Here is a 23,154-nt window from a genome sequence, read left to right as displayed (position 1 = left end):
TGTGAGCAGAATGAGTGGTCATCGCGGTGATCGTAACCCCCCGGGCGGCGACCGGCCAGGGGTTTTCGGCGCACCTGCGGGTCCGTCAGGGCCAGCGGTGGTGGTGCCGGTCGATGACGTAGTGGTGGTCGTGCCGCCAGCCGCCGCCGGACGGGCGGGCGTCGGCGAGGTGGGGGTGGCCGGAGGGCAGGTCGGGGTGGACGTGTTCCAGCCGGTACGGGTCACGGGCGGGCCAGATCACGGCCGCGGCCGTGGTGGAAACGAGGGCGACGGCCGCCAGGACCAGGGCGGTCGGCGGCAGGCCCGCCCCCGCGCCGAGCCACCCGGCCAGCGGGTAGGTGAGCAGCCAGCAGCCGTGGGAGAGCGAGAACCGGGCGGCGAAGGCGGCGGGCAGGTCCGTGCCGGCGGTGGAGCGCCGGATCAGGCGGCCCCCCGGGGTCAGGACGGCGGAGCAGGCGGCGCCGAGCGCGGCCCAGACCGCGAGGAGCGCGGGCCAGGACCAGGAGCCGGGGGTGGTCGAGGTGACGGCCGCCGCGGCGGCCAGCAGTGCCGGGAGGGCGAAGGCGGCGCGGAGCATCACCGTACGGTCGGCGGCGCGCTGCAGGAGCCGGGGCAGGGCCAGCGCGGCCAGCATGGATCCGGCGCCGTACGCGCCGAGTGCCAGCGAGACGGCGCCGGCCGGGCGGTCGAAGTGGCCGCGGACCAGGGCGACGGTGCCGACGAAGACGAGGGCGCCCGCGGCGGCGACGGCGAGGTCGAGGGCGAGCAGGGCGCGCAGCCGGGGAGTGGCCAGGAAGAGGCGCATGCCGAAGGCAGCCCGGGTGCGGAGGCCGCCGGCCGGTTCGGCGGGGGCGGGCCGGGGCAGCACGGTGGCGACGACGAGCGCGGCGGAGGCGAGGAAGCCGAGGGCCGTGCCGGCGAACAGCCAGTCGTAGGAGACCAGTGTCAGCAGGGCCGTGGCCAGGACCGGACTGAAGAGGCTCTCCAGGTCGTAGGCGAGCCGGGTCATCGACAGGGCCCGGGTGTAGTCGTGTTCGGCGGGGAGGACCTCGGGGAGGGTCGCCTGGAAGGTCGGCGTGAAGGCGGCCGACGCCGCCTGGAGCAGGAAGATCAGGACGTGGATCTGCCAGACCTCGGTGACGAAGGGGAGGGCCGAGGCGACGCCGGCGCGGGTGAGGTCCATCGCCGCCATGAGGGTGCGGCGGGGGATCCGGCCGGCGACCGCGCCGATCAGCGGGGCGATGCCGACGTAGGCGATCATCTTGATCGCGAGCGCGGTGCCGAGGACCGCCGGGGCGTCGGCGCCCGCGAGGTCGTAGGCGAGAAGGCTCAGCGCGACGGTGGCGAGACCGGTTCCGACCAGGGCGACGACCTGGGCGGTGAACAGGCGGCGGTAGGTGCCGTTGCGCAGTACGGACAGCACGGGCGGCCCCGTCCGGTCGGCGGATCGATGACTCCACGTCAGCGTAGCCAACATGTGCGCACCTGTGCACGTATTGGACCGGCGAACGAGTGGCGGTCCGGCCGGTCGCCGTCTCAGTCGTGCGGGGGCAGGGAACCGAGCTGGTGGTCGGCGGCGTTCAGGGCCTCGTCCACCAGCCGCCGCAGATGCCCGTGGCGTACGGCGTAGACGACCCGGCGACCGTCCTTGCGGGTGGTGACCAGCCCGGCGAGGCGGAGCTTGGCGAGGTGCTGGCTGACCGAGGGCCGGGCCGCCCCGCACGCCTCGGTGAGGGTGGTGACATCGGCCTCGCCGCGGGCGAGCCGCTCCATCAGCGCCAGGCGGGTGCGGTCCGCGAGCAGGGCCAGCACGGACGCGGCGACCTCCAGCCGGTCACCCCGCTCCTGCGAAACCTGTGCACCTGCCAGATCCGTGCCTGCGCTCATGCGCACATCGTAGGGCGACCGGGGTGCAATGCCACGGGCCCCGCCGCCCCCGGCCGGGGGTGACGGGGCCCGTTGTGCAGGCGGGGCGGGCGGGATCAGCCGAGGGCGGGCGCCGTCTGCTGAGCCGTGGCCTGCGTGCCGTCCGTGCGCGAGGCCAGGAGCCGCTGCGCCAGGACGCCGAAGACGACGGCGAACACCGCCCACAGCACCAACTGGACGGCCAGCGAGGCGACCCGGAACTCCCACAGCAGGGCGGCGGGGAAACCGGGCTGTACCGCGTCGCTGTTGTCCGGCAGGAACACGAACGCCAGGGCGGCGGCGACGACGAAGGCGCCGCCCGCGGCCAGCGTCGCGTTCCAGTTGCCCAGACGCGGTGCCAGCCGTCGCCCGAGGATGATCGCGCCGACGCCGAGCAGCACGCTCAGCAGGATCATCAGGAAGAACAGCGTGGTGCGCTGTCCGATGGTGTCCGGATTGCCCACCGCCGGCGGGGTGGCCGGGTACTTGAGGAACGGCACCAGGTAGACGGTCGCGAAGGCACCCGCGGCGGTGAGCGCCGCCGTGGCCCGCGGGCTGAACCCGCCGACGCGGCCGAGGGCGAACGAGAACGCGAGCGAGGCGATGCCGCCCAGCGCGACCCCGTAGACCAGGACGCCGGTGGCCAGACCGAAGGTGGACTGCACCGGCCGGCTGACCAGTTCCTCCTCCTCTTCGGCGGCTTCGGCCGGTGCGGCGTCGCCGCCGTGCCCGGCGTGGGCGCTCGCGCCGCCCGCCGCGTCATGGGCGGCCTGGGCCTCCTCCACGGCGATGGAGCCCCGTACCGGCGGCTCACCCACCACGTAGGCGACCGCGAAGGCGAACAGCCCGGCGATCAGGCCCGCGAGCATGCCGCGGACCAACAGACCTCTGACAGTCGAGGCGTACATGTGCGTGGCCTCTCAGTGGCAGGGGAAGCCGAGCAGATGACGACCGTCGTGGACCCACTCGTGCACGCCCTCGCCGGCGAACACTGCCGTGGCGCCCTGCTCGGCACCCACGAAGTACAGGGCGACGAGCATCAGGAGACCGACGAAGAGCGCCCAGGGCAGGACCGCGCGCACGGGCAGCGGAGCCGACAGGGAGCCGGCGGGGGTGGAAACGGCAGCGGAAGCGACAGCCTCGGCCATGATGGAACCTCCTCGGGGAACAACGCGTCCCATACGGTGGTGCAGGACGACGGTCCTCGGGTCTGACTCGCCACGGCGCCCCCCGGAGGGGATGTCACCGCAGCACACAGTGGCGCGACCATGCCGGATTCACACCGGGCTTCCGTCTCGCCGTCGTCGCTATATGCAAATGTCGCGGTGACGCTACCGTGTGGCGGGCATTCGGCCAAGTGCGTGAGTCACTGATCACACGCAGCTGCAGGGAAGATTCCGCCCCAAACCCCTGCCGGGGGCGGGGGGTGTCCAAGGAGTGGTACGGAAAAGACTGCTAGAATCCCCGTGTTGGCCTTCGGCGTGCGTGCCCCGTGCATGTGTCCGGAGGCTTTTTTCATGCCTTCTTCCCTTCCTTCCTCTCCCTCCCCTTCTCCCTCTCCTGCCTCTTCTGCCTCTCCTTCCTCCGATCCGTCTTCCAGCACTTCCCGGCCCACCACCGGCTACCGCGACCTGCTCCGCAACCGGGAGTTCACCGGCCTCTACGCCGGCTTCACCCTGACCGTCGCTGCGAGCACCCTGTCGGGCTTCGCCCTCGGCACCCTCGTCGACCAGCAGACCCGTTCCCCCTTCCTGACGGCCGTGAGCATGTACGGCGCCACGTTCGCGACGGTGCTCGGCGCGCTGACGCTGATGTCGGTCGCGGACGGGAACCGGCCCCGCCGGACCATCGTCGGCCTCCAGTTCGCCTCGCTGGCCGGTGTCTGCACCCAGGCCGTTCCGGGGCTGCCGCTGGCCGCCCGGTTCGGGCTGCTGCTGATGCTGGGCTTCTTCCAGTCCCTGGGGACCGGCACCCGGCTGGGGCTGCTCGCCGAGATCGTGCCGAACACCGCCTACGCACCCGCGCGTTCGCTCATGAACATCACCTCGGGCGGTACGGCGATCCTCGGCTACGCCGCCGGCGCCGTACTGCTGTCGTACCTGAGCCCGCACGGGCTCTTCCTCGTCGCCGCCGCCCTGACCGCCCTCGGACTCGCCGTGGTGGCGGCCACCGTCCGCGAGCGCTCGATCCGGCTCACCCGCCGCCCCGGACTGCGCCGGACCTGGACGACGAACGCCGAGTTGTTCTCCCACCCCGGCCGGCGGGCCCTGCTGCTGAACCTCTGGGTCCCCAACGGCCTGATCGTCGGCTGCGAGGCCCTGTTCATCTCCTACGACCCCGGCCACGCCGGCACCCTCCTGGCCGCCGGGTCGGCCGGCATGCTCCTCGGGGACCTGGCCGTCGGCCGGCTGCTGAGCGCCGACGGGCGCCGCCGCCACGCCTTCGCCCTGCGGCTGCTGCTCGCCGTCCCCTTCCTGCTGTTCGCGTTCCACCCGCCCCTCCCGGTCGTGGCGGTCGCGGTGTTCCTCGCCAGTGCCGGATTCGCGGCGACCCTGCCCCTCCAGGAGCAGCTCCTGGACCTGACGCCGGACCGGGTCCGCGGGCAGGTCCAGGGAGTCGAGTCGGCCGGCCGGATGACCTGGCAGGGCCTGGGCGCCGCGCTCGCCGGCGGCCTGGCGCAGTACCTCGCCCCCGGCGCGGCGATCGCCCTCGTCGCGGCCGTCTCGGTCGCCGTCACCCTCCTCTCCCGGTCGTACGTCATCCGCGCGGGAGGCAGTTGAGCAGGCATGCCGCAGCCCCTGCCCTGCTGCTGCCGGGGCGGGGCAGGGGCTGCGGGGCGGGGCGAGGCCGGACCGCCCCCGTATTCGTGCATACGTTCGGTTCATGGGGTTAGGCTGGGGTCATGCGTGCAGTCCAGGGCCTTCAGGGCTCCCTCTTCGACCAGGGTGACGAGATCAGGCTCGGCCCCCTGGGCGGCATGCGGCGCACCGAGCTCGGCGCCGGGGCCTGGGTGGACCACCTGCCGGGCTGGCTGAGCGGCGCCGATGCGCTCTTCGAGCGGCTGGCCGCCGACGTGCCCTGGCTCGCCGAGCGGCGGCAGATGTACGAGCGCGAGGTGGAGGTGCCCAGGCTGCTCGCCTTCTACGCCGAGGGCGAGGCCCTCCCGCACCCCTCGCTCACGGAAGCCCGCGAGGCGCTGACCCGCCACTACGCCGCCGAGCTCGGCGAACCCTTCATCACCGCCGGCCTGTGCCTCTACCGCGACGGCCGCGACAGCGTCGCCTGGCACGGAGACCGGACCGGCCGTTCCTCCACCGAGGACATCATGGTCGCCATCGTCTCCGTCGGCGACCCGCGCGACCTCGCCTTCCGTCCCCGCGACGGCGGAGCCACCCTGCTGCGACTGCCCCTGGGCCACGGCGACCTCGTCGTCATGGGCGGCTCCTGCCAGCGCACCATGGAGCACGCGGTGCCCAAGTCGGTGCGGGCGGTCGGGCCCCGCATCAGCGTGCAGTTCCGGACCAGAGGCGTCCGCTGACCGCCGCCTTACGGGCCCCGCCCTCGGGGTTGCGGCCCCACCCGGGCCCGTCCAGGCTGATGGGCATGGATCTGGGCGCGTTCTCCGTGAGTCTGGCCGTCCGCGACATCGAGGCGTCCAGGGCGTTCTACGAGAAGCTGGGCTTCACCGCCTTCGGCGGGGACCCCGCGCAGAACTGGCTGATCCTCAAGAACGGCGACCACGTGATCGGGCTCTTCCAGGGCATGTTCGAGAAGAACATGCTGACCTTCAACCCGGGCTGGGACGCGAACGCGCAGCCGCTCGACTCGTTCACCGACGTCCGCGAGCTGCAGCGGGAGCTGAAGGCGGGCGGCGTGGAGTTCGTGACGGAGGCGGACGAGTCCGGCTCCGGTCCGGGCAGCTTCCTCGTCCTCGACCCGGACGGCAATCCGGTCCTCTTCGACCAGCACCGCTGAGCCCGTACGGCGCCGTCCCCTACCGCCGCGGCCTCATGCGACGGCGTCCGGCTCCTTCGTCGTGCGGACGGCCCCTGCCGCCGCGTGCAGCGAGCGCAGTGCCAGCAGCAGAAGGCCGATGTCGTCCAGGTACACCGGGTCCGGAATCAGGTCCACCGGCGAGACGGTGTAGATCACGGCGACCCAGAACAGGGCCTTGTCGCGCAGCGGGATCCCCGCGTCGAGCAGCAGCCGTCGCGCCTTGAAGACCCGTGCGAGCAGCACGGCAGCGGCGATCGCGAGTCCCACCGCGATGACCGTGAGCAAGGTGAGCCAGACCTTTCCGTCCATGCCGCCCCTATACCCCGAAACCGGCTCCCGCTACCCGGGCGGCGGTCGGATCCGCTCAGGCGCCCTGTTCGCGCAGTCTGCGGCCGACCTCGCCCAGCCCGTCGGCGAGCGCGTCGAGCTGCCCGGGGGTCAGGACGTCGACGAGGATCTCCCGGACCGTCGCCACGTGCCCCGGCGCGGCCTCTTCCAGCTTGGCGCTGCCGGCCTCGGTGAGGACGGCGAACACGCCGCGGACGTCGGAAGGGCAGCTGCGGCGGCGGACCAGTCCGGCCTTCTCCATCTGGGTGACCTGGTAGGTCAGCCCGCTCTTGGAGTTGATCAGGCCGTTGGCGAGCTCGGTCATCCGCAGCTCGCGTCCGGGTGCCGCGGCGAGCCGCACGAGGATCTCGTACTGGGGGTGCGAGAGCCCGGCCTCGTCCTTGAGCTGTTGGTCGAGACGGCGGTTCACCAGGGCCGATGCGGCCAGGAAGCCGCTCCAGGCCCGCATCTCGCGGTCGTCCAGCCATCTCGGTTCAGACATGGCTCCAGCCTACACGGGTTGTTCCAATTTGAATCAATGGTTAGGGTCGGTGCTCAGCGGTTCGAATTTGAACAACTTCCTGCCAGCTCCAGCGGGCCGCCCGACCGGAAGGACCCCCCATGACCAGCCCCTCCGTCACCACGACGAAGCCGCAGGCCGCCGCACCGGCCGTACGCCCCGAGCCCACCGCCCTCTCCACCCCGGGCCACGACACCGGCCTGCTCCTCCTGCGCCTCGTCCTCGGCCTCACCATGGCCGCCCACGGCACCCAGAAGCTCTTCGGCTGGTTCGAAGGCGGCGGCATCAGCGGCACCGGCCAGTTCTTCACGGCCAGCGGCTACCCCGCCGGTGACGCCATGGCCGTCCTCGCCGGGCTGACCGAGACCCTGGGCGGCCTCGGCCTCGCCCTCGGACTCCTCACCCCGCTCGCCGGCGCCGCGATCGTCGGCACCCTCATCAACGCGATCGCCGTCCACGGCGCCGGAGCCTTCTTCGCCCCCAAGGGCATCGAGTACGAACTGCTGCTGACCGCGGGCGCCGCGGCCCTCGCCCTCACCGGCCCCGGCCGGTACGCCGTCGACCGCTTCCTGCCCGTCCTGCGCGCCCACCGGCTGGTGCACGGCGCCCTCGCCGTCGCCCTCGGCGTGGTCCTCGCCGCGGTGCTGCTCCTCGTACGCGACTAGATCGGTCCCCAGAGCCTGACGTAGCGCGCACGGGGGTGTCCGGGGCCCGAGCTGATTGGCCCCGGGCATTCGCGGGAAGAGCGCACCAATGACACAACCCATCGAAGACTACGCACTCATCGGCGACCTGATGACCAGCGGACTGGTCGGCCGTGACGGGTCCATCGACTGGCTGTGCCTGCCCCGCTTCGACTCGGCCGCCTGCTTCGCCAAACTCCTCGGCGACGAGGAGAACGGCCACTGGCGCATCGCCCCCGTCGACGCCGCCGACGGAGAGCCGTGCACCCGCCGCGCCTACGTGGACGGCACGCTCGTCCTGGAGTCGTACTGGGTGACCGACGGCGGCACCGCCAAGGTCATCGACTTCATGCCGCAGCGCGACGGGGCCCCCGACGTCGTCCGCATCGTCGAGGGCATCAGCGGCACCGTGCGGATGCACAGCACCCTGCGCCTGCGCTTCGACTACGGTCACGTCGTCCCCTGGGTGCGCCGCGTGGAGGAGGACCGGGTCGCCGTCGCCGGGCCCGACTCCGCATGGTTCCGCAGCGTCCCCCCGGTCCGCACCTGGGGCGAGGCCAACAGCACCCGCTCCCAGTTCCCGGTCACCGCCGGCCGGCGCGTCGCCTTCGTCCTCACCTGGCACCCCTCGCACGAGCCGCGCCCCGAGCCCTGCGACCCCTTCGAGGCGCTGGAGCAGGGCCTCGCGGACTGGCGCGAGTGGAGCGCGCAGTGCCGCTACGAGGGCCCCTACGAGGAGGCCGTGACCCGCTCCCTGATCACCCTCAAGGCCCTCACCTACGCCCCGACCGGCGGCATCGTCGCCGCCTCCACCACCTCCCTCCCCGAGGAGCTCGGCGGCGTCCGCAACTGGGACTACCGTTACTGCTGGCTCCGGGACGCCACCCTCACCCTCGGCTCGCTCCTGTCCACCGGCTTCCTCGACGAGGCCCGCGCCTGGCGGGAATGGCTGCTGCGCGCGGTCGCGGGCGACCCCGCAGACCTCCAGATCATGTACGGGATCGCCGGCGAGCGCCGGATCCCCGAGAGCGAGCTGCCGTGGCTGAGCGGCTACGACTCCTCCGCCCCGGTCCGGGTCGGCAACGCCGCCGTCGACCAGCTCCAGCTCGACGTGTACGGCGAGGTCATCGACTCCCTGCACCTGGCCCGGTCCTCCGGGCTCCCCTCCGAGCGGCACGCCTGGCGGATCCAGCTCGCCCTCCTCGACTTCCTGGAGCGCAACTGGCGCCGGCCCGACGAGGGCCTGTGGGAGGTGCGCGGACCGCGCCGGCACTTCGTGCACTCCAAGGTGATGGCGTGGGTCGCCGCCGACCGGGCCGTGCGCGCCCTGGAGAACGACCCCTCGATGCCCGGCGACGTGGAGCGCTGGCGGACCATGCGCGACGAGGTGCACCGCGACGTGTGCGAGCGCGGCTACGACCCCGGGCGGGGCACCTTCACCCAGTACTACGGCTCCGCCGAGCTCGACGCGGCCACCCTGCTCATCCCGCGGGTCGGCTTCCTGCCGCCCGACGACCCGCGCGTCGTCGGGACGGTCGACGCGGTCCGGGAGGAGCTCGGCCGCAGCGGACTGGTCCGCCGCTACACCACCGAAGGCCCCTCCGTCGACGGACTGCCCGGCGACGAAGGCGCCTTCCTGGCCTGCTCGTTCTGGCTGGCCGACGCCCTGTACCTGACGGGCCGCGAGAAGGAGGCCCGCGAGCTCTTCGAGCGGCTGCTGGCCGTACGCAACGACGTGGGACTGCTAGCGGAGGAGTACGACCCCCTCGCCGGACGCCAACTCGGCAACTTCCCGCAGGCGTTCAGCCACGTCGGTCTGGTGAACACCGCGCTGATCCTGGCGGGCGGCAGGGACCGGTCCACGGACCCAGGCTCACGGGTCCGGGGCTGACGTGTCCTACGCGTCCTCGCTCTTGCGGGACGCCAGCAGCAGGGCGATGTCGTCCGGCCGGTCGGCGGTGTCGCCGGCCTCGGCGACCAGCCGGTCGGCGGTCTCGGTCAGCGGGGACGGCCGGGCCGCGGCCAGGGCCAGCCGCAGCCGCTCGACCCCGACGTCGATGTCGATGCCCGCCGTCTCCACGAGCCCGTCCGTGTAGAGCGCGAGCACCGAGCCCGTCTCCAGCCGCAGTTCCGTGACCGGGTACGAGGCGTCCGGGTCGATGCCGAGCACGACCCCGCCCGCCAGGTCCAGCACCTCGGTCCGGCCGTCGGGGTGGCGCAGCAGCGGCTGGGGGTGGCCGGCCCGGACGGCCCGGACGGCACCTGACGCCGGGTCGAGCAGCACGTAGCAGCAGCTGGCGAACTGGCCCGGATCCAGGTCGATGAGCAGCTGGTTGGTGCCCCTCATCACCTGCTCCGGCGTGCTGCCGCTGAGCGCGAAGGCCCGTACCGCGCTGCGGAGCTGGCCCATGGTCGCCGCGGCCGCCACCCCGTGACCCTGGACGTCCCCGATGACCAGGGCGAGCAGGCTCCGGCCCGTCTCGATGACGTCGTACCAGTCGCCGCCGACGTCCATCCCCGCGGTGCCCGCGAGATACCGCCCGACCGTGTCCACGTTCTCGCGCACCGGCAGCCGGTGCGGCAGCAGGGCCGCCTGGAGCCCGCGCGCGAGGGCCGCCTCGCTGTCGTAGCGCCGGGCCCGCGCCAGGGCCTGTGCGATCAGGCCGGCCAGCGCCGTGAGGACCGTACGCTCCTCCGCGCTGAAGCCGCGGGGCGCGTCGAAGCCCAGGATGCACGAGCCGACCGGCCGGCCGGAGGCGATCAGCGGCAGGAAGGCGCGGGCGCCGACGTGGGCGTCCAGCGGAATGCCGGGATAGGCGGCGGCGAGATGCTCCATCGACTCGAAGAACATCGGCCGGCCCGTGGTCAGCGTCTCCACGCCCGGCAGCCGCACATCGAGCGAGACCCCGTCGAACCGGTTGAGGAAACCCCGCGGGAAACCGGTCTCCCAGGCGAGGTAGAGGTGCCGCTCGTCGAGCAGGTAGATCGCCAGCTGGCGGCCGCCGAAGGCCGGCAGCAGCTCCTCGGTGACCACGGCCGACACCTGCCGGGCCGTGACCGCCTCCGACAGCGCGATGGCGAGGGCCACCGGCCGGTACAGCGCGGAGGCCTGGTCGACGGGCGAACCCAGGGCCGCATCCGGCTGGACCACCGACGTGGGTGCGTAGGCGGGCTTCTCGGTGCTGCCGATCGTCAGGGTCACGCCGTCGGGGGCGGGATGCAGGTCCACCGACAGCCACTCCCCGGGCGGGTGGCGGCCGCGACGGGCCGGGAAGCGCGCCGGCTCGCCGGACATGAAGACGGCCCGGAAGTGGTCGTCGTAGGCGTGGTGCCCCAACCACGGCAGGGCCTCCCACAGCACCTTCCCGTACAGCTGCGGGCCGGCGAGGCCGAGCAGTTCCTCGGCCGCCCTGTTGACGAAACCGATCCTGCCCTGCCGGTCCAGGGAGAGCACTGCCAGTGCGAGCCGGTCGAGGGCCGCGCGGGCACCCACGGACCCGGTGTCGGGCGGCGGCGTCGGCACCGCCACCGGGTCGCCCTCCCACTCCACGGGCGTCCCGGCCGCCGCAAGCTCTGCGAGGTCCTGGGCCAGCCGGTCCGCCGCCTCCCGCAACCGCGCCCGGTCGGCGGCCCCGACCGGGACGCCGGGGGTCGCCGGGCGCAGCACCAGCAGCACGCCGAACCGCTGCGTCCCGGCGGTCACCGGCTCGTACAGCGAGGCGAAGGGGAACGGCAGGCTGGCCACGAGCTGCGGGAAGCGGCCCACGGCCGACTCCGCGTCGGCCAGGTGCACGGCCTGCCCGGTGCGGTAGGCCTCGGCGGGCGGGTACGGGCGGTTCACCTGGATCCGCCACCACGGGCGGAACAGCGGCAGCGGCAGTCCCATGAACACCGCCAGCAGCAGGAGGCCGGCGGTGGGCGAGCGCATGTAGACACCGCCCGCGTACCCACCCACGGCCTCCACGGCGCGCACGGTCGCCCGGGCGAGCGCCTGAGTTATGCCATCAGTGGCCGGGACGCCGCCGCTGTCCGCTCTCGCGATCACACAGTCAGGATGCGCCCTCCGCGGCGGCCACTGCATCCCGGCCGCGCCCGCGCCGCCCTGCGGCCCGGTACCCGGCCACCACCGCGGCCGACGCGCACAACAGCGCCACGGCCACCGTGCGCAGCGCGGCCCCCATCGCGTCGGTGAAGGCGGCGACCTGGGCCGGATCCTGCGGGTTCCCGTGGAAGCGCGAGGCCAGCACGGTCCCGACCACCGCCACCCCGAGGGCGGCGCCGATCTCCCGGGCCGCGGTGTTCAGCCCGGAGCCGAGCCCGGCCTGGTGGGAGGGCAGCTCGGCGACCACCGTCAGCGTCAGCGAGGGGGCGGACAGGCCCGTGCCCACGGACAGCACCAGCAGGGAGAGCGCGTACAGGGGGTACGGGGTGCCCGCGTCCGCGGTGGAGACCAGCAGCAGCCCCGCCCCGATCAGGCCGAGCCCGGCGCCGACCGGCAGCCGCGGCCCGGTGCGCTCCTGCAGCCGGGCGCCGAACCTGGGAACCAGGGCCATGCCGACGGTCAGCGGGACGATCGCGAACCCGGTCTCGGCGGGGGAGAAGCCCTTCGCGTACTGGAGGTACTGGGCATTGACGAAGAACAGGGCGAAGAGCCCGAAGAAGCCGGTCCCGATGCCGAGCGTCCCGGCACGCAGCCTCCGCGAGGCGAAGATCCGCGGGTCGAGCAGCGGCCGGGCGGCGCGCAGCGTGTGGCCGGTGAACGCGGCGAGCAGCCCCGCACCCGCGCCGAAGGCGGTCAGCACCTGCACCGAGGCCCAGCCGTACGCGGGCCCCTCGATGATCCCGTAGACCACGGCGAGCAGCGCACCCGCGAGCAGTGCCGCCCCGAAGGGGTCGACGGCGGCGGCGGGCTGCGACGGAGTACGGGGAACCGCACGGGCGACGGCGAGCGCGAGCAGCGCGGCGAGCGGGACGACGGCCCAGAACAGGGCCCGCCAGGTCAGGTACTCCCCGGCCAGGCCGCCGCCGACATTGCCCGCAAGGCCCCCGAGGCCCGCGGACAGCGTCCAGGTGGCGAGGGCGCGGCCGCGGCGCTCGGGCGGACTCAGGTGGACCAGCACGGACATGGTGGCGGGCATGATCAGGGCCGCGCCCGCCCCGCACACACCGCGCCCGGCGATCAGCACGGCCGGGGCCTGGGCGAGCGCGCTGGCCGCCCCGCCCGCGGCGAACAGGCCGAGCCCGGCGAGCAGGGCGCCCTTGCGTCCGTAGCGGTCGCCGAGCGCCCCGGCGGGGATCAGCAGCGCGGCGAAGACGATGACGTACGCGTCCACCGACCACAGCAGTTCGCCGGGATCCGGATGCAGGTCGGACGCGGCGAGCTGCGGGATCAGCAGGTTCACGGCAGCGACCATCCCCTGGGCGACCAGCACGCAGGCGCACAGGGCGAGCAGGGCGGGCCGGGTGAGGGAGGGCGCGGGGACGGTGGGACCCTGCGCGACGGCATGGCGGAGCACGGCTCCTCCTCGGAGTCGGTGGCGGTACGGCGGAAGGAAGAAAGAAAGAAGAAGGGGAAGGGAAGGCCGGCAACGGCCATCGCCCTCGGATCACCGTAGGGTTGAGCCGACCTGCTTTCCAGTGCAACTTATGCAAGGGATCCATGCGTGTGACGCAATCCGGGCTCGATCTGAATCTCCTCGTCGCTCTGGACGTCCTCCTGGAGGAGGCGAGCGTGTCCCGGGCGGCGGCCCGCATGCACCTGTCCGAGCCCGCCATGAGCCGCACCCTCGGCAGGATCCGCAAGGCCCTCGGCGACCCCGTCCTGGTCCGGGCCGGCCGGGTCATGGTGCCCACCCCGCACGCGCTCGCCGTGCAGGGCGAGGTCCGCGCCGTCGTGGAACGGGCCCGCGCCCTCTTCCTCACCGGCGCGGAGGTGGACCTGCCCACCCTCACCCGCACCTTCACCGTGCTGGCCAACGACGCCTTCACCGCCGTCTACGGGGCCACGCTCTTCACCCGGGTGACCCGCGAGGCGCCGGGAGTGCGGCTGCGCTTCCTCCCCGAGAGCCACGTGGACGTCCCGGCGCTGCGCGAAGGCGTCGCCGACCTGGAACTCGGCGTCGTCGACACCCGTTCCCCCGAAGTGCGCGTCGAGCACCTGTCCGAGGAGCGCATGCTGGGCGTCGTACGCCGCGGGCACCCGCTGCTCCGCGGCCGCCTCACGGTGCGCCGGTTCGCCGCGGCCGAGCACCTGACCGCCTCCCGGCGCGGCCGCCTCGAGGGCCCGGTGGACGCCGCCCTCGCCGAACAGGGTCTGTCCCGGCGCGTGGTGGGCAGCGTGGGCACCTTCCCCGCCTCCCTGTTCGTCCTGCGCGAGAGCGACCTCGTCGGACTGCTGACCACCCAGGTCGCGCCGCTCGCCGCCGCGCTGGGGCTGGAGACCTTCGAGATACCGCTCGCCCTGCCGCCCCTGCCCTTCGGCATGGCCTGGCACCCGCGCCACGACGCCGACCCGGCGCACGCCTGGCTGCGCGGCTGCGCCCGCGAGCTGGTCCCGACCGGCCGGAAGGGGCCCGAGCGCCCGCGATAGGCCGACCGCCTCCCTCGTCCGGGGGACGTACGGGTGCACGGGCCGCCCCCGGTCGCGCCGCGGGGCACGATACGCACGCGTCCCACCCCCGGCAGGCCCCCGGAAGGCAGAGCATGCGGTTCCAGTACGACACCATCGGCGAGCGTTACGCGGAGTCCAAGACCACGGCGGCCTTCTCGGCGGCCGACACCTACACACTGCACGGAGCCCTCGACGCGCTCGGCGGGGTCCGCGGGCTCGACGCCCTCGACCTGGCCTGCGGATACGGCTACAACACCCGGCTGCTGGCCCGGGGCGGGGCCCGCCGGACCGTCGGCGTGGACGTCTCGGAGGAGATGATCCGGCTGGCCCGGGAGCACGAGGCCACGAAGGACCGGCCGGACGTCGAGTACCACGTCGCCGACGCCGCCGGCCTTCCCCACCTCGGCCCCTTCGACCTCGCCACCGCCGCGTACGTCTTCAGCTACGCGCCCGACCGCAGGTCCCTGCACGCGATGTTCCGGTCCGTCCGCGCCAACCTGCGCGCCGGCGGGCGGCTGCTGGCGATCGTGCCCAACGCGGGGGCCTTCCCGCGCGTGGACTGGTCGCCGTACGGGGTCCGCATCCTCGACCGGATCCCGGACGGCGACGCACCGCTGCTGAAGGCGCACTTCCTGACCGAGCCGCCGGTGCCCTTCGAGTTCCGCGAGTGGGCCCACGCCGACCTCGCCGAGGCGGCCGTCGAAGCGGGCTTCGCCACCGTCGGATGGCAGCCGAACCGGACCCCGCCCGCCGACGCCGTGCGCGACGAGGCGTACTGGACGGCGTACCGGGCCTGGCCGATCAGCTCGCTGATGACCTGCACGGCGTAGCGCACCTTGTTCCGCGGTCACGGGCGGGCAGGGCACGGCTCCGCCGCCGGGTCACAGCTCCGCCGTCGCCCTGATCAGCTCGACGATCCGGTCCCGCGCCGCCCGCCCCTCCGGCACCGGCAGCAGCGGGTACGCGTGCGGCAGCCCCGCCGCCTCGTGGAACTCCACCTCGACGCCGTCCGCACGGGCCCGGCGCAGCAGCTCCCTGCTGTCCGTGATCAGCACGTCCCGGGTCCCGGCGAACACCGTCAGCGGCGCCAGCCCCGCGAAACTCCCGTGCAGCGGGCTCACCCGGGGATCGTCGGCGGCCAGGGTCCCCGCGTACAGCCGGCCGGCCTCCCGCAGCCCGGGACGGCCCAGCATCGGATCGGCCGCCTCGATGGCCGCCTGGTCCGGATGGCTCATGGTCACGTCCAGCCAGGGCGAGATCAGCACGATCCTGGAGGGCTGCGCGCCGGTCCGGTCGCGCAGCCGCTGCGCGGCCGCCAGCGCCAGCCCGGCCCCCGCCGAGTCCCCGATGAGCACCGTCCCGCCGCCACCGCCGCCCGCGATCAGGCCGCTCAGCAGATCGGCGGCCACCGGGACGTTCCGGTCGGCGGTACCGCGCGGAGCGAGGATGTACGCCGGTACGACGACCCGCGCCCGCGCCCGGGTGACCAGGGTCCGGATCAGCGCCCAGTGGGGGCGGACCAGTTCGTTGATGTACCCGCCGCCGTGCACGTACAGCACCTGCGCCGCGGGCTCCCTCCCGAGCGGGGAGACGTCGTAGACGGGCCAGGCCCCGACGAAGGTCCGCGAGATGTCCGCGACCCGGCCCAGCGAACGCGGCGGCAGATGGGAGGCGGGCCGGCGGGCGGACTGCGCCACCCTGGTCCGTACCGCCTCGGCGCTCGCGAACCGTCTTCGCCGTCCCGCCGCCATCAGCGCCGCCGACAGCGCCCTGCTGCGCAGACTCGGCACGCCCCTCACCTCCCCTTTTCCCCGCGCCGCCGCCGGCGCGGGACCCTGCCCCGTCACCTGAGGAGCATAGGCGTGAAGCTGCGCTGTCGACCCGCTTAAGAAAGTCTCGATGGACTGATCACCGCGCCGATCGGCAGATTGGTGCCCGTCACCGACGCCGTCCGGGCCCGCACGCCCGCGGCGCCCCCTTCCGCATGCCTGGAGCCACCCCATGAAGGCACTCGTCAAGCACAAGGCCGAGCCCGGATTGTGGCTCATGGACGTCCCCGAGCCCGAGTACGGCCCCGGCGATGTGCTGATCAAGGTGCTGCGCACCGGCATCTGCGGAACCGACCTCCACATCCGGGCCTGGGACGGTTGGGCGCAGGGCGCGGTCAAGACCCCGCTCGTCCTCGGCCACGAGTTCGTCGGCGAGGTCGCGGCGCTCGGCGCGGACGTCCGCGACATCGAGATCGGCGCCCTGGTCAGCGGCGAGGGCCACCTGGTGTGCGGCAGGTGCCGCAACTGCCTGGCCGGCCGCCGCCACCTGTGCCGCAGCACGATCGGGCTCGGCGTCGGCCGGGACGGCGCCTTCGCCGAGTACGTGGTGCTGCCCGCGCAGAACGTCTGGGTGCACCGCACCACCGTGAACCTGGACGTCGCCGCGATCTTCGACCCCTTCGGCAACGCCGTGCACACGGCCCTGTCCTTCCCGATGGTGGGCGAGGACGTGCTGATCACCGGCGCCGGCCCGATCGGGATCATGGCGGCGGCCGTGGCCAAGCACGCCGGCGCCCGCAACGTCGTCATCACCGACGTGAGCCCCGAGCGGCTGGAGATCGCACGCAAGGCGGGCGCCACCCTCGCGGTGAACGTCGCCGAGTCCTCGATCGCCGCGGCGCAGGCCCAGCTCGGCCTGCGCGAGGGCTTCGACGTCGGCCTGGAGATGTCCGGCCGCGCCGAGGCCATGCGCGACATGATCGACAACATGACGCACGGCGGCAAGATCGCCATGCTGGGCCTGCCCGCGCAGGAGTTCCCGGTGGACTGGGCGAAGGTCGTCACCTCGATGATCACCATCAAGGGCATCTACGGCCGCGAGATGTTCGAGACCTGGTACGCGATGACGGTGCTGCTGGAGGGCGGGCTCGACCTCAGCCCCGTGATCACCGGCCGCTACTCGCACCGCGACTTCGAGGCCGCCTTCGACGAGGCGGCGACCGCCCGCAGCGGCAAGATCATCCTGGACTGGACGGCGTAACCGCCGGACCGGGCCCACTGAACCATCTCCCTCCGGCCGGGCCCCGCACGCCCTCCCCCCTCCGCGGGGCCCGGCCCCCTCCTCTTCGTCCGACTCCGCCGCACAAGGAGAACGCACCCATGTTCGAGTCCGTCCGCGAGGACCTGCGCACCACCCTCGACGAGATCCGTGCCGCCGGCCTGCACAAGCCCGAGCGCGTCATCGGCACCCCGCAGAGCGCGGCCGTCGCCGTCACCGCGGGCGGCACGGCGGGAGAGGTCCTCAACTTCTGCGCCAACAACTACCTGGGACTCGCCGACCACCCCGAGGTCGTCGCCGCCGCGAAGGAAGCACTGGACCGCTGGGGCTACGGCATGGCCTCCGTCCGCTTCATCTGCGGCACCCAGGAGGTGCACAAGGAGCTGGAGGCGCGGCTGTCGGCCTTCCTCGGCCAGGAGGACACGATCCTCTACTCCTCCTGCTTCGACGCCAACGGCGGAGTCTTCGAGACCCTCCTCGGCGCCGAGGACGCGGTCATCTCCGACGCCCTCAACCACGCCTCGATCATCGACGGCATCCGGCTGAGCAAGGCCAAGCGCTTCCGCTACGCGAACCGCGACATGGCCGAGCTCGAAGCCCGCCTTAAGGAAGCCACCGAGGGCGGCGCCCGCCGCAAGCTGATCGTCACCGACGGCGTCTTCTCCATGGACGGCTACGTGGCACCGCTCGCCGAGATCTGCGACCTGGCGGAGCGCTACGACGCCATGGTCATGGTCGACGACTCGCACGCCGTCGGCTTCGTCGGCCCCGGCGGCCGCGGCACCCCGGAACTGCACGGGGTCATGGACCGCATCGACATCATCACCGGCACCCTCGGCAAGGCCCTCGGCGGCGCCTCCGGCGGTTACGTCGCGGCGCGCGCCGAGATCGTGGAGCTGCTGCGCCAGCGCTCGCGCCCGTACCTCTTCTCCAACTCCCTCGCCCCGGTCATCGCCGCGGCCTCCCTCAAGGTCCTCGATCTGCTGGAGTCGGCCGGCGACCTGCGGGAGCAGCTCGCCGCCAACACCGCGCTCTTCCGCACGAAGATGACCGAGGCGGGCTTCGAGATCCTCCCCGGCGACCACGCCATCGCCCCCGTGATGATCGGCGACGCGGCGGAGGCGGCCCGGATGGCGGAGCTGCTCCTGGAGCGCGGGGTCTACGTGATCGGCTTCTCCTACCCGGTGGTGCCGATGGGCGCGGCGCGCATCCGCGTGCAGCTCTCGGCGGCCCACTCGACGGCCGACGTGGAGCGCGCGGTGGCCGCCTTCATCGACGCCCGTGCGGCGCTGGCGGCCGAGAAGGCCTGACCGGCGCAGACCGCCCCGGGTCCGAGTCGCCCGAGTCGCCGAGGGGCTCGAGGGGCTTGTGAGGTCGGAGCGGTCCGGGCGGCAAGGGCGGTGGGGGTGGCGAAAGCGGCCTCTGCGGCCCGAGGGACCCGTGTGGCCTGCGACAATGGAGGGGTGATCGACCCCCGCCGGCTGCGCATCCTGCGGGCCGTGGCGGACCACCGTACGGTGACCGCCGCGGCCGCAGCCCTGTACCTCACCCCCTCGGCCGTCTCCCAGCAGCTCGCGGCGCTGGAACAGGAGACGGGCCACGCGCTGCTCACCCGCAGCGGTCGGGGCGTACGGCTCACCGCTGCCGGTGAGATCCTCCTCGGCCATGCCCACGAGGTGCTGGCGCAGTTGGAGCGGGCGGAGGCCGAACTCGCCGCGTACGCCGGCGGCTCGGCGGGCGAGGTCACCGTGGCCGCCTTCGCGACGGGGATCGCGGAGGTCCTGGCTCCGGCGATCGCCCGGCTCGCACTGGAGCAGCCCGGCATCAGGCTGCGGGTGCGGGACGCGGAGGGCGACCAGAGCCTGCCGCTGCTCCTGGACGGCGAGGCGGACGTGGCTCTCGCGGTCGAGTACCGGGGCGGGCCCGGGGCGGACGACGCCCGGCTGTCGGTCCTCCCGCTGTACGCGGAGCCCTTCGACGCCGTGCTGCCCTCGGGGCACCCGCTGGCCGACGCGCCCGCGGTGTCGCTGGCCGACCTGTCCGACTCGGACTGGGTGGGCCAGTACCCCGGCAACCCGTGCCACGCCGTGACGCTGCTCGCCTGCGAACTGGCGGGCTTCCAGCCCCGGTTCGTCCACTCCTCCGACGACTTCCGCGCCGTGACGGCGCTGGTGGGCGCCGGGGCCGGGGTGGCCCTCGTACCGCGCTCGGCGCTGCGGGGCATGGACCTCAAGGAGGTCCAGGTCCGACCGGTGACCGGCCCGGCCGCCACCCGCCGGGTCTTCGCCGCCACCCGCCGCGGCGGCGAGACCCATCCGCTGATCGCCCCCGTGCTGGCCGCCCTGGTCCGCGAGTCGGAGCGGCTCCCGGCGCACTGAGCGCGGTACGCCGTACCGCCGATGCGGGCGGATGCGGGGCGGCTCGGGCAGGTCAGGCGGGTCCGGCGAGGGTGAAGACGGTCCCGGGCGCCGCGTGGTCGACGGGGCCGGCGTAGTGCGCCGAGGCGCGGGACACCGCCTCGTCCGGGGTGAGACCGCGGCCCACGTGCGTGACCACCAGACGGCCGGCGCGTGCGGCCGCGGCCGTCGTACCGGCCTCCTCGGGCGTGTGGTGGAGGTGTCCGCCCTCGTCGGGCGACGGCCGGCCGGCGCTCTCCGCCTCGCACAACAGCAGGTCGCACCCCTCGGCGAGGGCCGTCAGCGCGGTGCACGGCGCGGTGTCCCCGGAGTAGACCAGCGAGCGGCCGCCGGCCTCGACGCGGACCGCGAAGGCGGGCATCCCATGTGCGACGGCGCTGCTCGTGAGGGCGAGTGCCCCGATCCGCGCCCGGTGTCCGTCGTGCAGCTCGTGGACGGCGAAGGCGGACTCGACGGGGCTGCGCGCGGCGCCGTTGGTGAGGAAGCCCGCCAGCCGGTCCGCGATGCCCGGCGGGCCGAACAGGGGCAGTGGCGCCGCCCGTTCGACGTCGGCGAAGAGCAGGCCGTAGTACGCGGTGAGGAGGTCCGCGCTGTGGTCGGCGTGCAGGTGCGAGATCCAGACCGCATCCAGCTCGCCCAGCCCGACGTACCGCTGGAGCGGTCCGAGCGTCCCCGTGCCGGCGTCCATCCAGACGCGCGTGCCGCCGCCGGACACCAGGTAGCCGGAACAGGGGTTGTCCGGGCCCGGATACGGAGTGGCACTGCCGAGGACGGTGAGGCTCAGGGGATGGCTGTCCATCCAGGGAGTCTACGGAGCCGCCGGACCGGCCGGCGCTCGACCCGGGCGGGTGGTGATCCAGCCGCACCGGGAGGGGATCCACCCGTGCCGGACGGCCGCGCAGCCCTGCCGGGGCCGCCGCTCACACCCGTAGCACCTGCACGCCCGCGGCCTCGAACTCCCGGGCCACCGCAGCCGCCAGGCCGGTGTCCGTCACCAGCACGTCCACCGACGAGGTGGCGCAGATCCGGGCGAAGGCGCGCACGCCCAGCTTGCTGGAGTCGGCCGCGACGACCACCCGGCGGGCCCGCTCGCACAGCAGGCGGTTGACCGAGGCCTCGTCCTCGTGCCGGGTCGCCGCGCCGTCCGCCGGGTCGAAGCCGTCCACGCCGAGCACCGCGGTGTCCACGGCGAGTTGCCCCAGCACCTGCTCGGCGAGGGGCCCCGTCAGCTCGTACGACTGGGGGCGGGCGACGCCCCCCGTCAGCACGATCTTGAACTGCGGCCGGATCACCAGCTCGCCCGCGATGTTGAGGGCGTTGGTCACCACGGTGAGCGCCGGCGAGCCCTGGGCCAGGTCCGGCCGGCCGGCCAGGGCCCTCGCCACCTCGGTGGTCGTGGTGCCGCCCGTCAGGCCGATCACCTCGCCCGGGGCGACCAGAGCCGCCACCGCCTCGCTGATCCGGCGCTTCTCGGCGGCTCGGCGCGAGGTCCGGTAGCGCAGCGGAAGTTCGTAGGAGACCCCGTGCAGGACCGCCCCGCCGCGGGTGCGGACCAGGAGCTGCTGTTCGGCGAGCTGGTCGAGGTCGCGCCGAATGGTCGCGGCCGACACGCCGAGGGCCTCCGCCGCCGGCTCCACCTCCAGCTCACCCCGCTCCACGAGCAGGTCCAGCAGTGTCTGCCAGCGCTCCTTGCGCGTCATCGTCCGCCCCCTTCGGTGTTCTGCGACATTCGTTCCACGGCGCTCGCCGGTGAGTTCCCTCGGCCCCGGTCGGTCCACCCGGCGACACTAACTCAGTCGATCAGCCCGTGGATGCTTGAAGTTGCGTGAAACTGCCCGATACCTTGCAGGAACACGCATTCAGACCCGCCTGTCGCACGAGGGAGCCTGTATGAGTCACGTCGCGTACGAGTTGGGCACGCAGCCCGCATGCTGGGAACGGGCCGCCGAACTGGCCCCGGCCCAGCGGGCGGTGCTGCCACAGCCGGGGGAGCGTACCGCGATCGTCGGGTGCGGGACCTCGCACTTCATGGCCCAGGCGGCCGCCGTGCTGCGCGAGGAGGCCGGGCAGGGCGAGACCGACGCCTTCCCCGCCTCGGAGTTCCCCCGCCACCGCCGCTACGACCGGGTCGTCGCCCTGACCCGGTCCGGCACCACCACCGAGGTACTGGACCTGCTGGGGGCGCTCCGCGACGCGGGCGTGCCCACGACCGCGGTCATCGGCGATCCCGCCACCCCGGTGATGACCCTCGCGGACGAGCTCGTCGTCCTCGACTTCGCCGACGAACAGTCCGTCGTGCAGACCCGCTTCGCGACCACCGCCCTCACCCTGCTGCGCGCCCACGTCGGGCTGCACACCCCCGCCGTGGTCGCCGACGCCCGTACCGCCCTCGCCGAGCCGCTGCCCGGCGAGCTGGCGAGCCGGGGACAGTTCACCTTCCTCGGCCGCGGCTGGAGCGTCGGGCTGGCCAACGAGGCCGCGCTGAAGATGCGGGAGGCCTCGCTGTCCTGGGCGGAGTCCTACCCGGCGATGGAGTACCGGCACGGGCCGATCAGCGTCTCCGGACCCGGCACCGCCACCTGGTCGCTCGACGAGGCCCCCGAGGGGCTCGCCGCGCAGGTACGGGCCACCGGCGCCCAGTGGGTGGCCGGACGGCTCGACCCGCTCGCCGAACTGGTCCGCGTGCACCGCCTCGCCCTCGCCGTCGCCGCCCACCAGCAGCTGGATCCGGACGCGCCGCGCCATCTCACCCGCTCGGTGATCCTCACCACCGGCGAGGAGGCGGTCCGATGAGCCTCGTCCCCGCGGGTCCCCTCGTCCTGGAAGCGGCCCGCGCGGGCCGCGCCGTCGCCGCCTTCAACATCATCACCCTGGAACACGCCGAAGCCGTCGTGGCCGGGGCCGAGGCCGCCGGGCTGCCGGTCATCCTGCAACTGAGCGAGAACGCCGTGAAGTTCCGCGGCGGGCAGCTGCTGCCCATCTCCCGCGCGGCCGTCGCCTGCGCGGAAGCCGCCGGGGTCGGCGTCGGCCTGCACCTGGACCACATCAAGAGCGCGGAACTGCTCCGGCAGGCCTGCGACGCCGGGTACAGCTCGGTGATGTACGACGCCGCGCACCTCCCGTACGGGGAGAACCTGGAGGCGACGCGCTCCGCCGCCGACTGGGCGCACGCCAACGGGCTGTGGATCGAGGCCGAGCTGGGCGAGGTCGGCGGCAAGAACGGCGCCGCCCCGCTGGATCCGCACGCGCCCGGCGCCCGTACCGACCCGGACGAGGCACGGCGGTTCGTCGCCGACTCGGGGGTGGACGCGCTGGCCGTCGCCATCGGCAGCAGCCACGCGATGACCAGCCGGACCGCGGCCCTGGACCACGTGCTGCTGGCCCGGCTCGCCAAGACGGTGGACGTGCCGCTCGTCCTGCACGGCTCCTCCGGGCTGCCGGACGCCGAGCTCGCGGCGGCCGTCGCCGGAGGCATCCGCAAGGTCAACATCGGCACCGCGCTGAACCTGGCCATGACCGAGGCCATCCGCACCCACCTGACCCCGGCGGACCCCCGGCCGTACCTGACGGCCGCCCGTACGGCGATGACGGCGACGGCGGCGGCTATGATCAGCGCCCTGAACTGACGGGCATCAGGGGCGGGGGCGG

23 protein-coding genes are annotated in these 23,154 nt (G+C 73.8%); 12 read left to right on the top strand and 11 right to left on the bottom strand.

Annotated features, from left to right (window positions below):
• Positions 1–85: 85 nt before the first annotated feature.
• From OG472_RS06750 to OG472_RS06735, 4 genes are all read right to left on the bottom strand, one after another.
• The gene (locus OG472_RS06750; RefSeq protein WP_405834788.1) at positions 86–1,423 is read right to left on the bottom strand and encodes an MFS transporter; all 1,338 of its coding nucleotides are present in this window, start codon (positions 1,421–1,423) and stop codon (positions 86–88) included.
• 113 nt (positions 1,424–1,536) lie between these two features.
• Positions 1,537–1,887, bottom strand: coding sequence for a metalloregulator ArsR/SmtB family transcription factor (locus tag OG472_RS06745; protein ID WP_319721281.1), 351 nt, complete (start codon positions 1,885–1,887; stop codon positions 1,537–1,539).
• A gap of 95 nt (positions 1,888–1,982) precedes the next feature.
• Positions 1,983–2,813, bottom strand: a complete 831-nt coding sequence (locus tag OG472_RS06740) for a CbtA family protein (protein ID WP_405828468.1) — start codon at positions 2,811–2,813, stop codon at positions 1,983–1,985.
• A 12-nt stretch (positions 2,814–2,825) separates the two neighbouring features.
• Complete coding sequence (locus OG472_RS06735; protein WP_030708804.1) at positions 2,826–3,053, bottom strand: CbtB-domain containing protein; 228 nt, start codon at positions 3,051–3,053, stop codon at positions 2,826–2,828.
• Between the two features lie 369 nt (positions 3,054–3,422).
• Between OG472_RS06735 and OG472_RS06730 the strand changes: the two genes are divergently transcribed.
• The 3 genes from OG472_RS06730 (at position 3,423) to OG472_RS06720 (ending at position 5,880) form a co-directional block, all read left to right on the top strand.
• Positions 3,423–4,685 (top strand): MFS transporter, encoded by a 1,263-nt coding sequence (locus OG472_RS06730; RefSeq protein ID WP_405828466.1) that lies wholly within the window; start codon positions 3,423–3,425, stop codon positions 4,683–4,685.
• A gap of 122 nt (positions 4,686–4,807) precedes the next feature.
• Positions 4,808–5,443 carry an alpha-ketoglutarate-dependent dioxygenase AlkB gene (locus OG472_RS06725; RefSeq protein ID WP_405941128.1) on the top strand — a complete coding sequence of 212 codons (636 nt, stop codon included), beginning with the start codon at positions 4,808–4,810 and terminating at the stop codon, positions 5,441–5,443.
• A 65-nt stretch (positions 5,444–5,508) separates the two neighbouring features.
• Positions 5,509–5,880, top strand: coding sequence for a VOC family protein (locus OG472_RS06720; RefSeq protein ID WP_401603632.1), 372 nt, complete (start codon positions 5,509–5,511; stop codon positions 5,878–5,880).
• Between the two features lie 33 nt (positions 5,881–5,913).
• Here OG472_RS06720 and OG472_RS06715 read toward each other — a convergent pair whose 3' ends face one another.
• Both OG472_RS06715 and OG472_RS06710 read right to left on the bottom strand, forming a co-directional pair.
• Complete coding sequence (locus OG472_RS06715) at positions 5,914–6,210, bottom strand: DUF1232 domain-containing protein (protein WP_401603629.1); 297 nt, start codon at positions 6,208–6,210, stop codon at positions 5,914–5,916.
• 55 nt (positions 6,211–6,265) lie between these two features.
• Positions 6,266–6,730: a MarR family winged helix-turn-helix transcriptional regulator gene (locus OG472_RS06710; protein ID WP_401603627.1), complete on the bottom strand. Its 465-nt coding sequence runs from the start codon at positions 6,728–6,730 to the stop codon at positions 6,266–6,268.
• Positions 6,731–6,849: 119 nt separating this feature from the next.
• Here OG472_RS06710 and OG472_RS06705 point away from each other — a divergent pair, with 119 nt between their 5' ends.
• Together OG472_RS06705 and OG472_RS06700 are read left to right on the top strand one after the other, a co-directional pair.
• Positions 6,850–7,413, top strand: a complete 564-nt coding sequence (locus OG472_RS06705; RefSeq protein ID WP_405828462.1) for a DoxX family protein — start codon at positions 6,850–6,852, stop codon at positions 7,411–7,413.
• A gap of 88 nt (positions 7,414–7,501) precedes the next feature.
• Positions 7,502–9,322, top strand: a complete 1,821-nt coding sequence (locus tag OG472_RS06700) for a glycoside hydrolase family 15 protein (RefSeq protein ID WP_405828460.1) — start codon at positions 7,502–7,504, stop codon at positions 9,320–9,322.
• A 6-nt stretch (positions 9,323–9,328) separates the two neighbouring features.
• Here OG472_RS06700 and OG472_RS06695 read toward each other — a convergent pair whose 3' ends face one another.
• Positions 9,329–11,512 (bottom strand): SpoIIE family protein phosphatase, encoded by a 2,184-nt coding sequence (locus OG472_RS06695; RefSeq protein ID WP_405941127.1) that lies wholly within the window; start codon positions 11,510–11,512, stop codon positions 9,329–9,331.
• Positions 11,481–12,947 (bottom strand): MFS transporter, encoded by a 1,467-nt coding sequence (locus OG472_RS06690; protein ID WP_405941126.1) that lies wholly within the window; start codon positions 12,945–12,947, stop codon positions 11,481–11,483. The genes OG472_RS06695 and OG472_RS06690 overlap by 32 nt, the downstream gene beginning before the upstream one ends.
• Positions 12,948–13,090: 143 nt before the next feature.
• On the opposite strand from OG472_RS06690, the gene OG472_RS06685 reads away from it, so the two are divergent.
• Together OG472_RS06685 and OG472_RS06680 are read left to right on the top strand one after the other, a co-directional pair.
• On the top strand, positions 13,091–14,020 hold the full coding sequence (locus OG472_RS06685) for a LysR family transcriptional regulator (RefSeq protein ID WP_405828455.1): 930 nt from the start codon (positions 13,091–13,093) through the stop codon (positions 14,018–14,020).
• A gap of 113 nt (positions 14,021–14,133) precedes the next feature.
• Positions 14,134–14,871, top strand: coding sequence for a class I SAM-dependent methyltransferase (locus tag OG472_RS06680; RefSeq protein ID WP_383564238.1), 738 nt, complete (start codon positions 14,134–14,136; stop codon positions 14,869–14,871).
• Between the two features lie 51 nt (positions 14,872–14,922).
• Here OG472_RS06680 and OG472_RS06675 read toward each other — a convergent pair whose 3' ends face one another.
• Positions 14,923–15,831 (bottom strand): alpha/beta hydrolase fold domain-containing protein, encoded by a 909-nt coding sequence (locus OG472_RS06675; RefSeq protein WP_401603617.1) that lies wholly within the window; start codon positions 15,829–15,831, stop codon positions 14,923–14,925.
• Between the two features lie 211 nt (positions 15,832–16,042).
• Here OG472_RS06675 and tdh point away from each other — a divergent pair, with 211 nt between their 5' ends.
• From tdh to OG472_RS06660, 3 genes are all read left to right on the top strand, one after another.
• Complete coding sequence (tdh, locus tag OG472_RS06670) at positions 16,043–17,071, top strand: L-threonine 3-dehydrogenase (protein WP_405828449.1); 1,029 nt, start codon at positions 16,043–16,045, stop codon at positions 17,069–17,071.
• A 119-nt stretch (positions 17,072–17,190) separates the two neighbouring features.
• A complete protein-coding gene (locus tag OG472_RS06665) occupies positions 17,191–18,399 on the top strand; it encodes a glycine C-acetyltransferase (protein ID WP_383564244.1) in 1,209 nt (402 codons plus the stop codon).
• A gap of 153 nt (positions 18,400–18,552) precedes the next feature.
• A complete protein-coding gene (locus OG472_RS06660) occupies positions 18,553–19,467 on the top strand; it encodes a LysR substrate-binding domain-containing protein (protein ID WP_401603615.1) in 915 nt (304 codons plus the stop codon).
• Between the two features lie 52 nt (positions 19,468–19,519).
• Here OG472_RS06660 and OG472_RS06655 read toward each other — a convergent pair whose 3' ends face one another.
• Both OG472_RS06655 and OG472_RS06650 read right to left on the bottom strand, forming a co-directional pair.
• A complete protein-coding gene (locus tag OG472_RS06655; protein WP_405941125.1) occupies positions 19,520–20,305 on the bottom strand; it encodes an MBL fold metallo-hydrolase in 786 nt (261 codons plus the stop codon).
• Between the two features lie 121 nt (positions 20,306–20,426).
• On the bottom strand, positions 20,427–21,206 hold the full coding sequence (locus OG472_RS06650; RefSeq protein WP_405828445.1) for a DeoR/GlpR family DNA-binding transcription regulator: 780 nt from the start codon (positions 21,204–21,206) through the stop codon (positions 20,427–20,429).
• Positions 21,207–21,396: 190 nt separating this feature from the next.
• Between OG472_RS06650 and OG472_RS06645 the strand changes: the two genes are divergently transcribed.
• Together OG472_RS06645 and OG472_RS06640 are read left to right on the top strand one after the other, a co-directional pair.
• Positions 21,397–22,299: an SIS domain-containing protein gene (locus tag OG472_RS06645; protein ID WP_401603608.1), complete on the top strand. Its 903-nt coding sequence runs from the start codon at positions 21,397–21,399 to the stop codon at positions 22,297–22,299.
• Positions 22,296–23,132 carry a class II fructose-bisphosphate aldolase gene (locus tag OG472_RS06640; protein ID WP_401603606.1) on the top strand — a complete coding sequence of 279 codons (837 nt, stop codon included), beginning with the start codon at positions 22,296–22,298 and terminating at the stop codon, positions 23,130–23,132. The genes OG472_RS06645 and OG472_RS06640 overlap by 4 nt, the downstream gene beginning before the upstream one ends.
• The last annotated feature ends 22 nt before the right edge of the window (positions 23,133–23,154 follow it).

Source organism: Streptomyces sp. NBC_00207 (assembly GCF_045160965.1).
Lineage (GTDB): Bacteria > Actinomycetota > Actinomycetes > Streptomycetales > Streptomycetaceae > Streptomyces.
Note: the sequence above shows the minus strand (reverse complement) of the source record. Positions and strands in the feature narration are given on the sequence as shown.

Excerpts from the sequence above, each read along its gene's own strand:
- OG472_RS06735 (WP_030708804.1), bottom strand. The coding sequence starts at position 3,053 with ATGGCCGAGGCTGTCGCTTCCGCTGCCGTTTCCACCCCCGCCGGCTCC.
- OG472_RS06685 (WP_405828455.1), top strand. The coding sequence starts at position 13,091 with ATGCGTGTGACGCAATCCGGGCTCGATCTGAATCTCCTCGTCGCTCTG.
- OG472_RS06655 (WP_405941125.1), bottom strand. The coding sequence starts at position 20,305 with ATGGACAGCCATCCCCTGAGCCTCACCGTCCTCGGCAGTGCCACTCCG.
- OG472_RS06680 (WP_383564238.1), top strand. The coding sequence starts at position 14,134 with ATGCGGTTCCAGTACGACACCATCGGCGAGCGTTACGCGGAGTCCAAG.
- OG472_RS06725 (WP_405941128.1), top strand. The coding sequence starts at position 4,808 with ATGCGTGCAGTCCAGGGCCTTCAGGGCTCCCTCTTCGACCAGGGTGAC.
- OG472_RS06640 (WP_401603606.1), top strand. The coding sequence starts at position 22,296 with ATGAGCCTCGTCCCCGCGGGTCCCCTCGTCCTGGAAGCGGCCCGCGCG.
- OG472_RS06665 (WP_383564244.1), top strand. The coding sequence starts at position 17,191 with ATGTTCGAGTCCGTCCGCGAGGACCTGCGCACCACCCTCGACGAGATC.
- OG472_RS06695 (WP_405941127.1), bottom strand. The coding sequence starts at position 11,512 with ATGCAGTGGCCGCCGCGGAGGGCGCATCCTGACTGTGTGATCGCGAGA.
- OG472_RS06650 (WP_405828445.1), bottom strand. The coding sequence starts at position 21,206 with ATGACGCGCAAGGAGCGCTGGCAGACACTGCTGGACCTGCTCGTGGAG.
- OG472_RS06720 (WP_401603632.1), top strand. The coding sequence starts at position 5,509 with ATGGATCTGGGCGCGTTCTCCGTGAGTCTGGCCGTCCGCGACATCGAG.
- OG472_RS06730 (WP_405828466.1), top strand. The coding sequence starts at position 3,423 with ATGCCTTCTTCCCTTCCTTCCTCTCCCTCCCCTTCTCCCTCTCCTGCC.
- tdh (WP_405828449.1), top strand. The coding sequence starts at position 16,043 with ATGAAGGCACTCGTCAAGCACAAGGCCGAGCCCGGATTGTGGCTCATG.
- OG472_RS06700 (WP_405828460.1), top strand. The coding sequence starts at position 7,502 with ATGACACAACCCATCGAAGACTACGCACTCATCGGCGACCTGATGACC.
- OG472_RS06645 (WP_401603608.1), top strand. The coding sequence starts at position 21,397 with ATGAGTCACGTCGCGTACGAGTTGGGCACGCAGCCCGCATGCTGGGAA.
- OG472_RS06745 (WP_319721281.1), bottom strand. The coding sequence starts at position 1,887 with ATGAGCGCAGGCACGGATCTGGCAGGTGCACAGGTTTCGCAGGAGCGG.
- OG472_RS06710 (WP_401603627.1), bottom strand. The coding sequence starts at position 6,730 with ATGTCTGAACCGAGATGGCTGGACGACCGCGAGATGCGGGCCTGGAGC.
- OG472_RS06740 (WP_405828468.1), bottom strand. The coding sequence starts at position 2,813 with ATGTACGCCTCGACTGTCAGAGGTCTGTTGGTCCGCGGCATGCTCGCG.
- OG472_RS06705 (WP_405828462.1), top strand. The coding sequence starts at position 6,850 with ATGACCAGCCCCTCCGTCACCACGACGAAGCCGCAGGCCGCCGCACCG.
- OG472_RS06715 (WP_401603629.1), bottom strand. The coding sequence starts at position 6,210 with ATGGACGGAAAGGTCTGGCTCACCTTGCTCACGGTCATCGCGGTGGGA.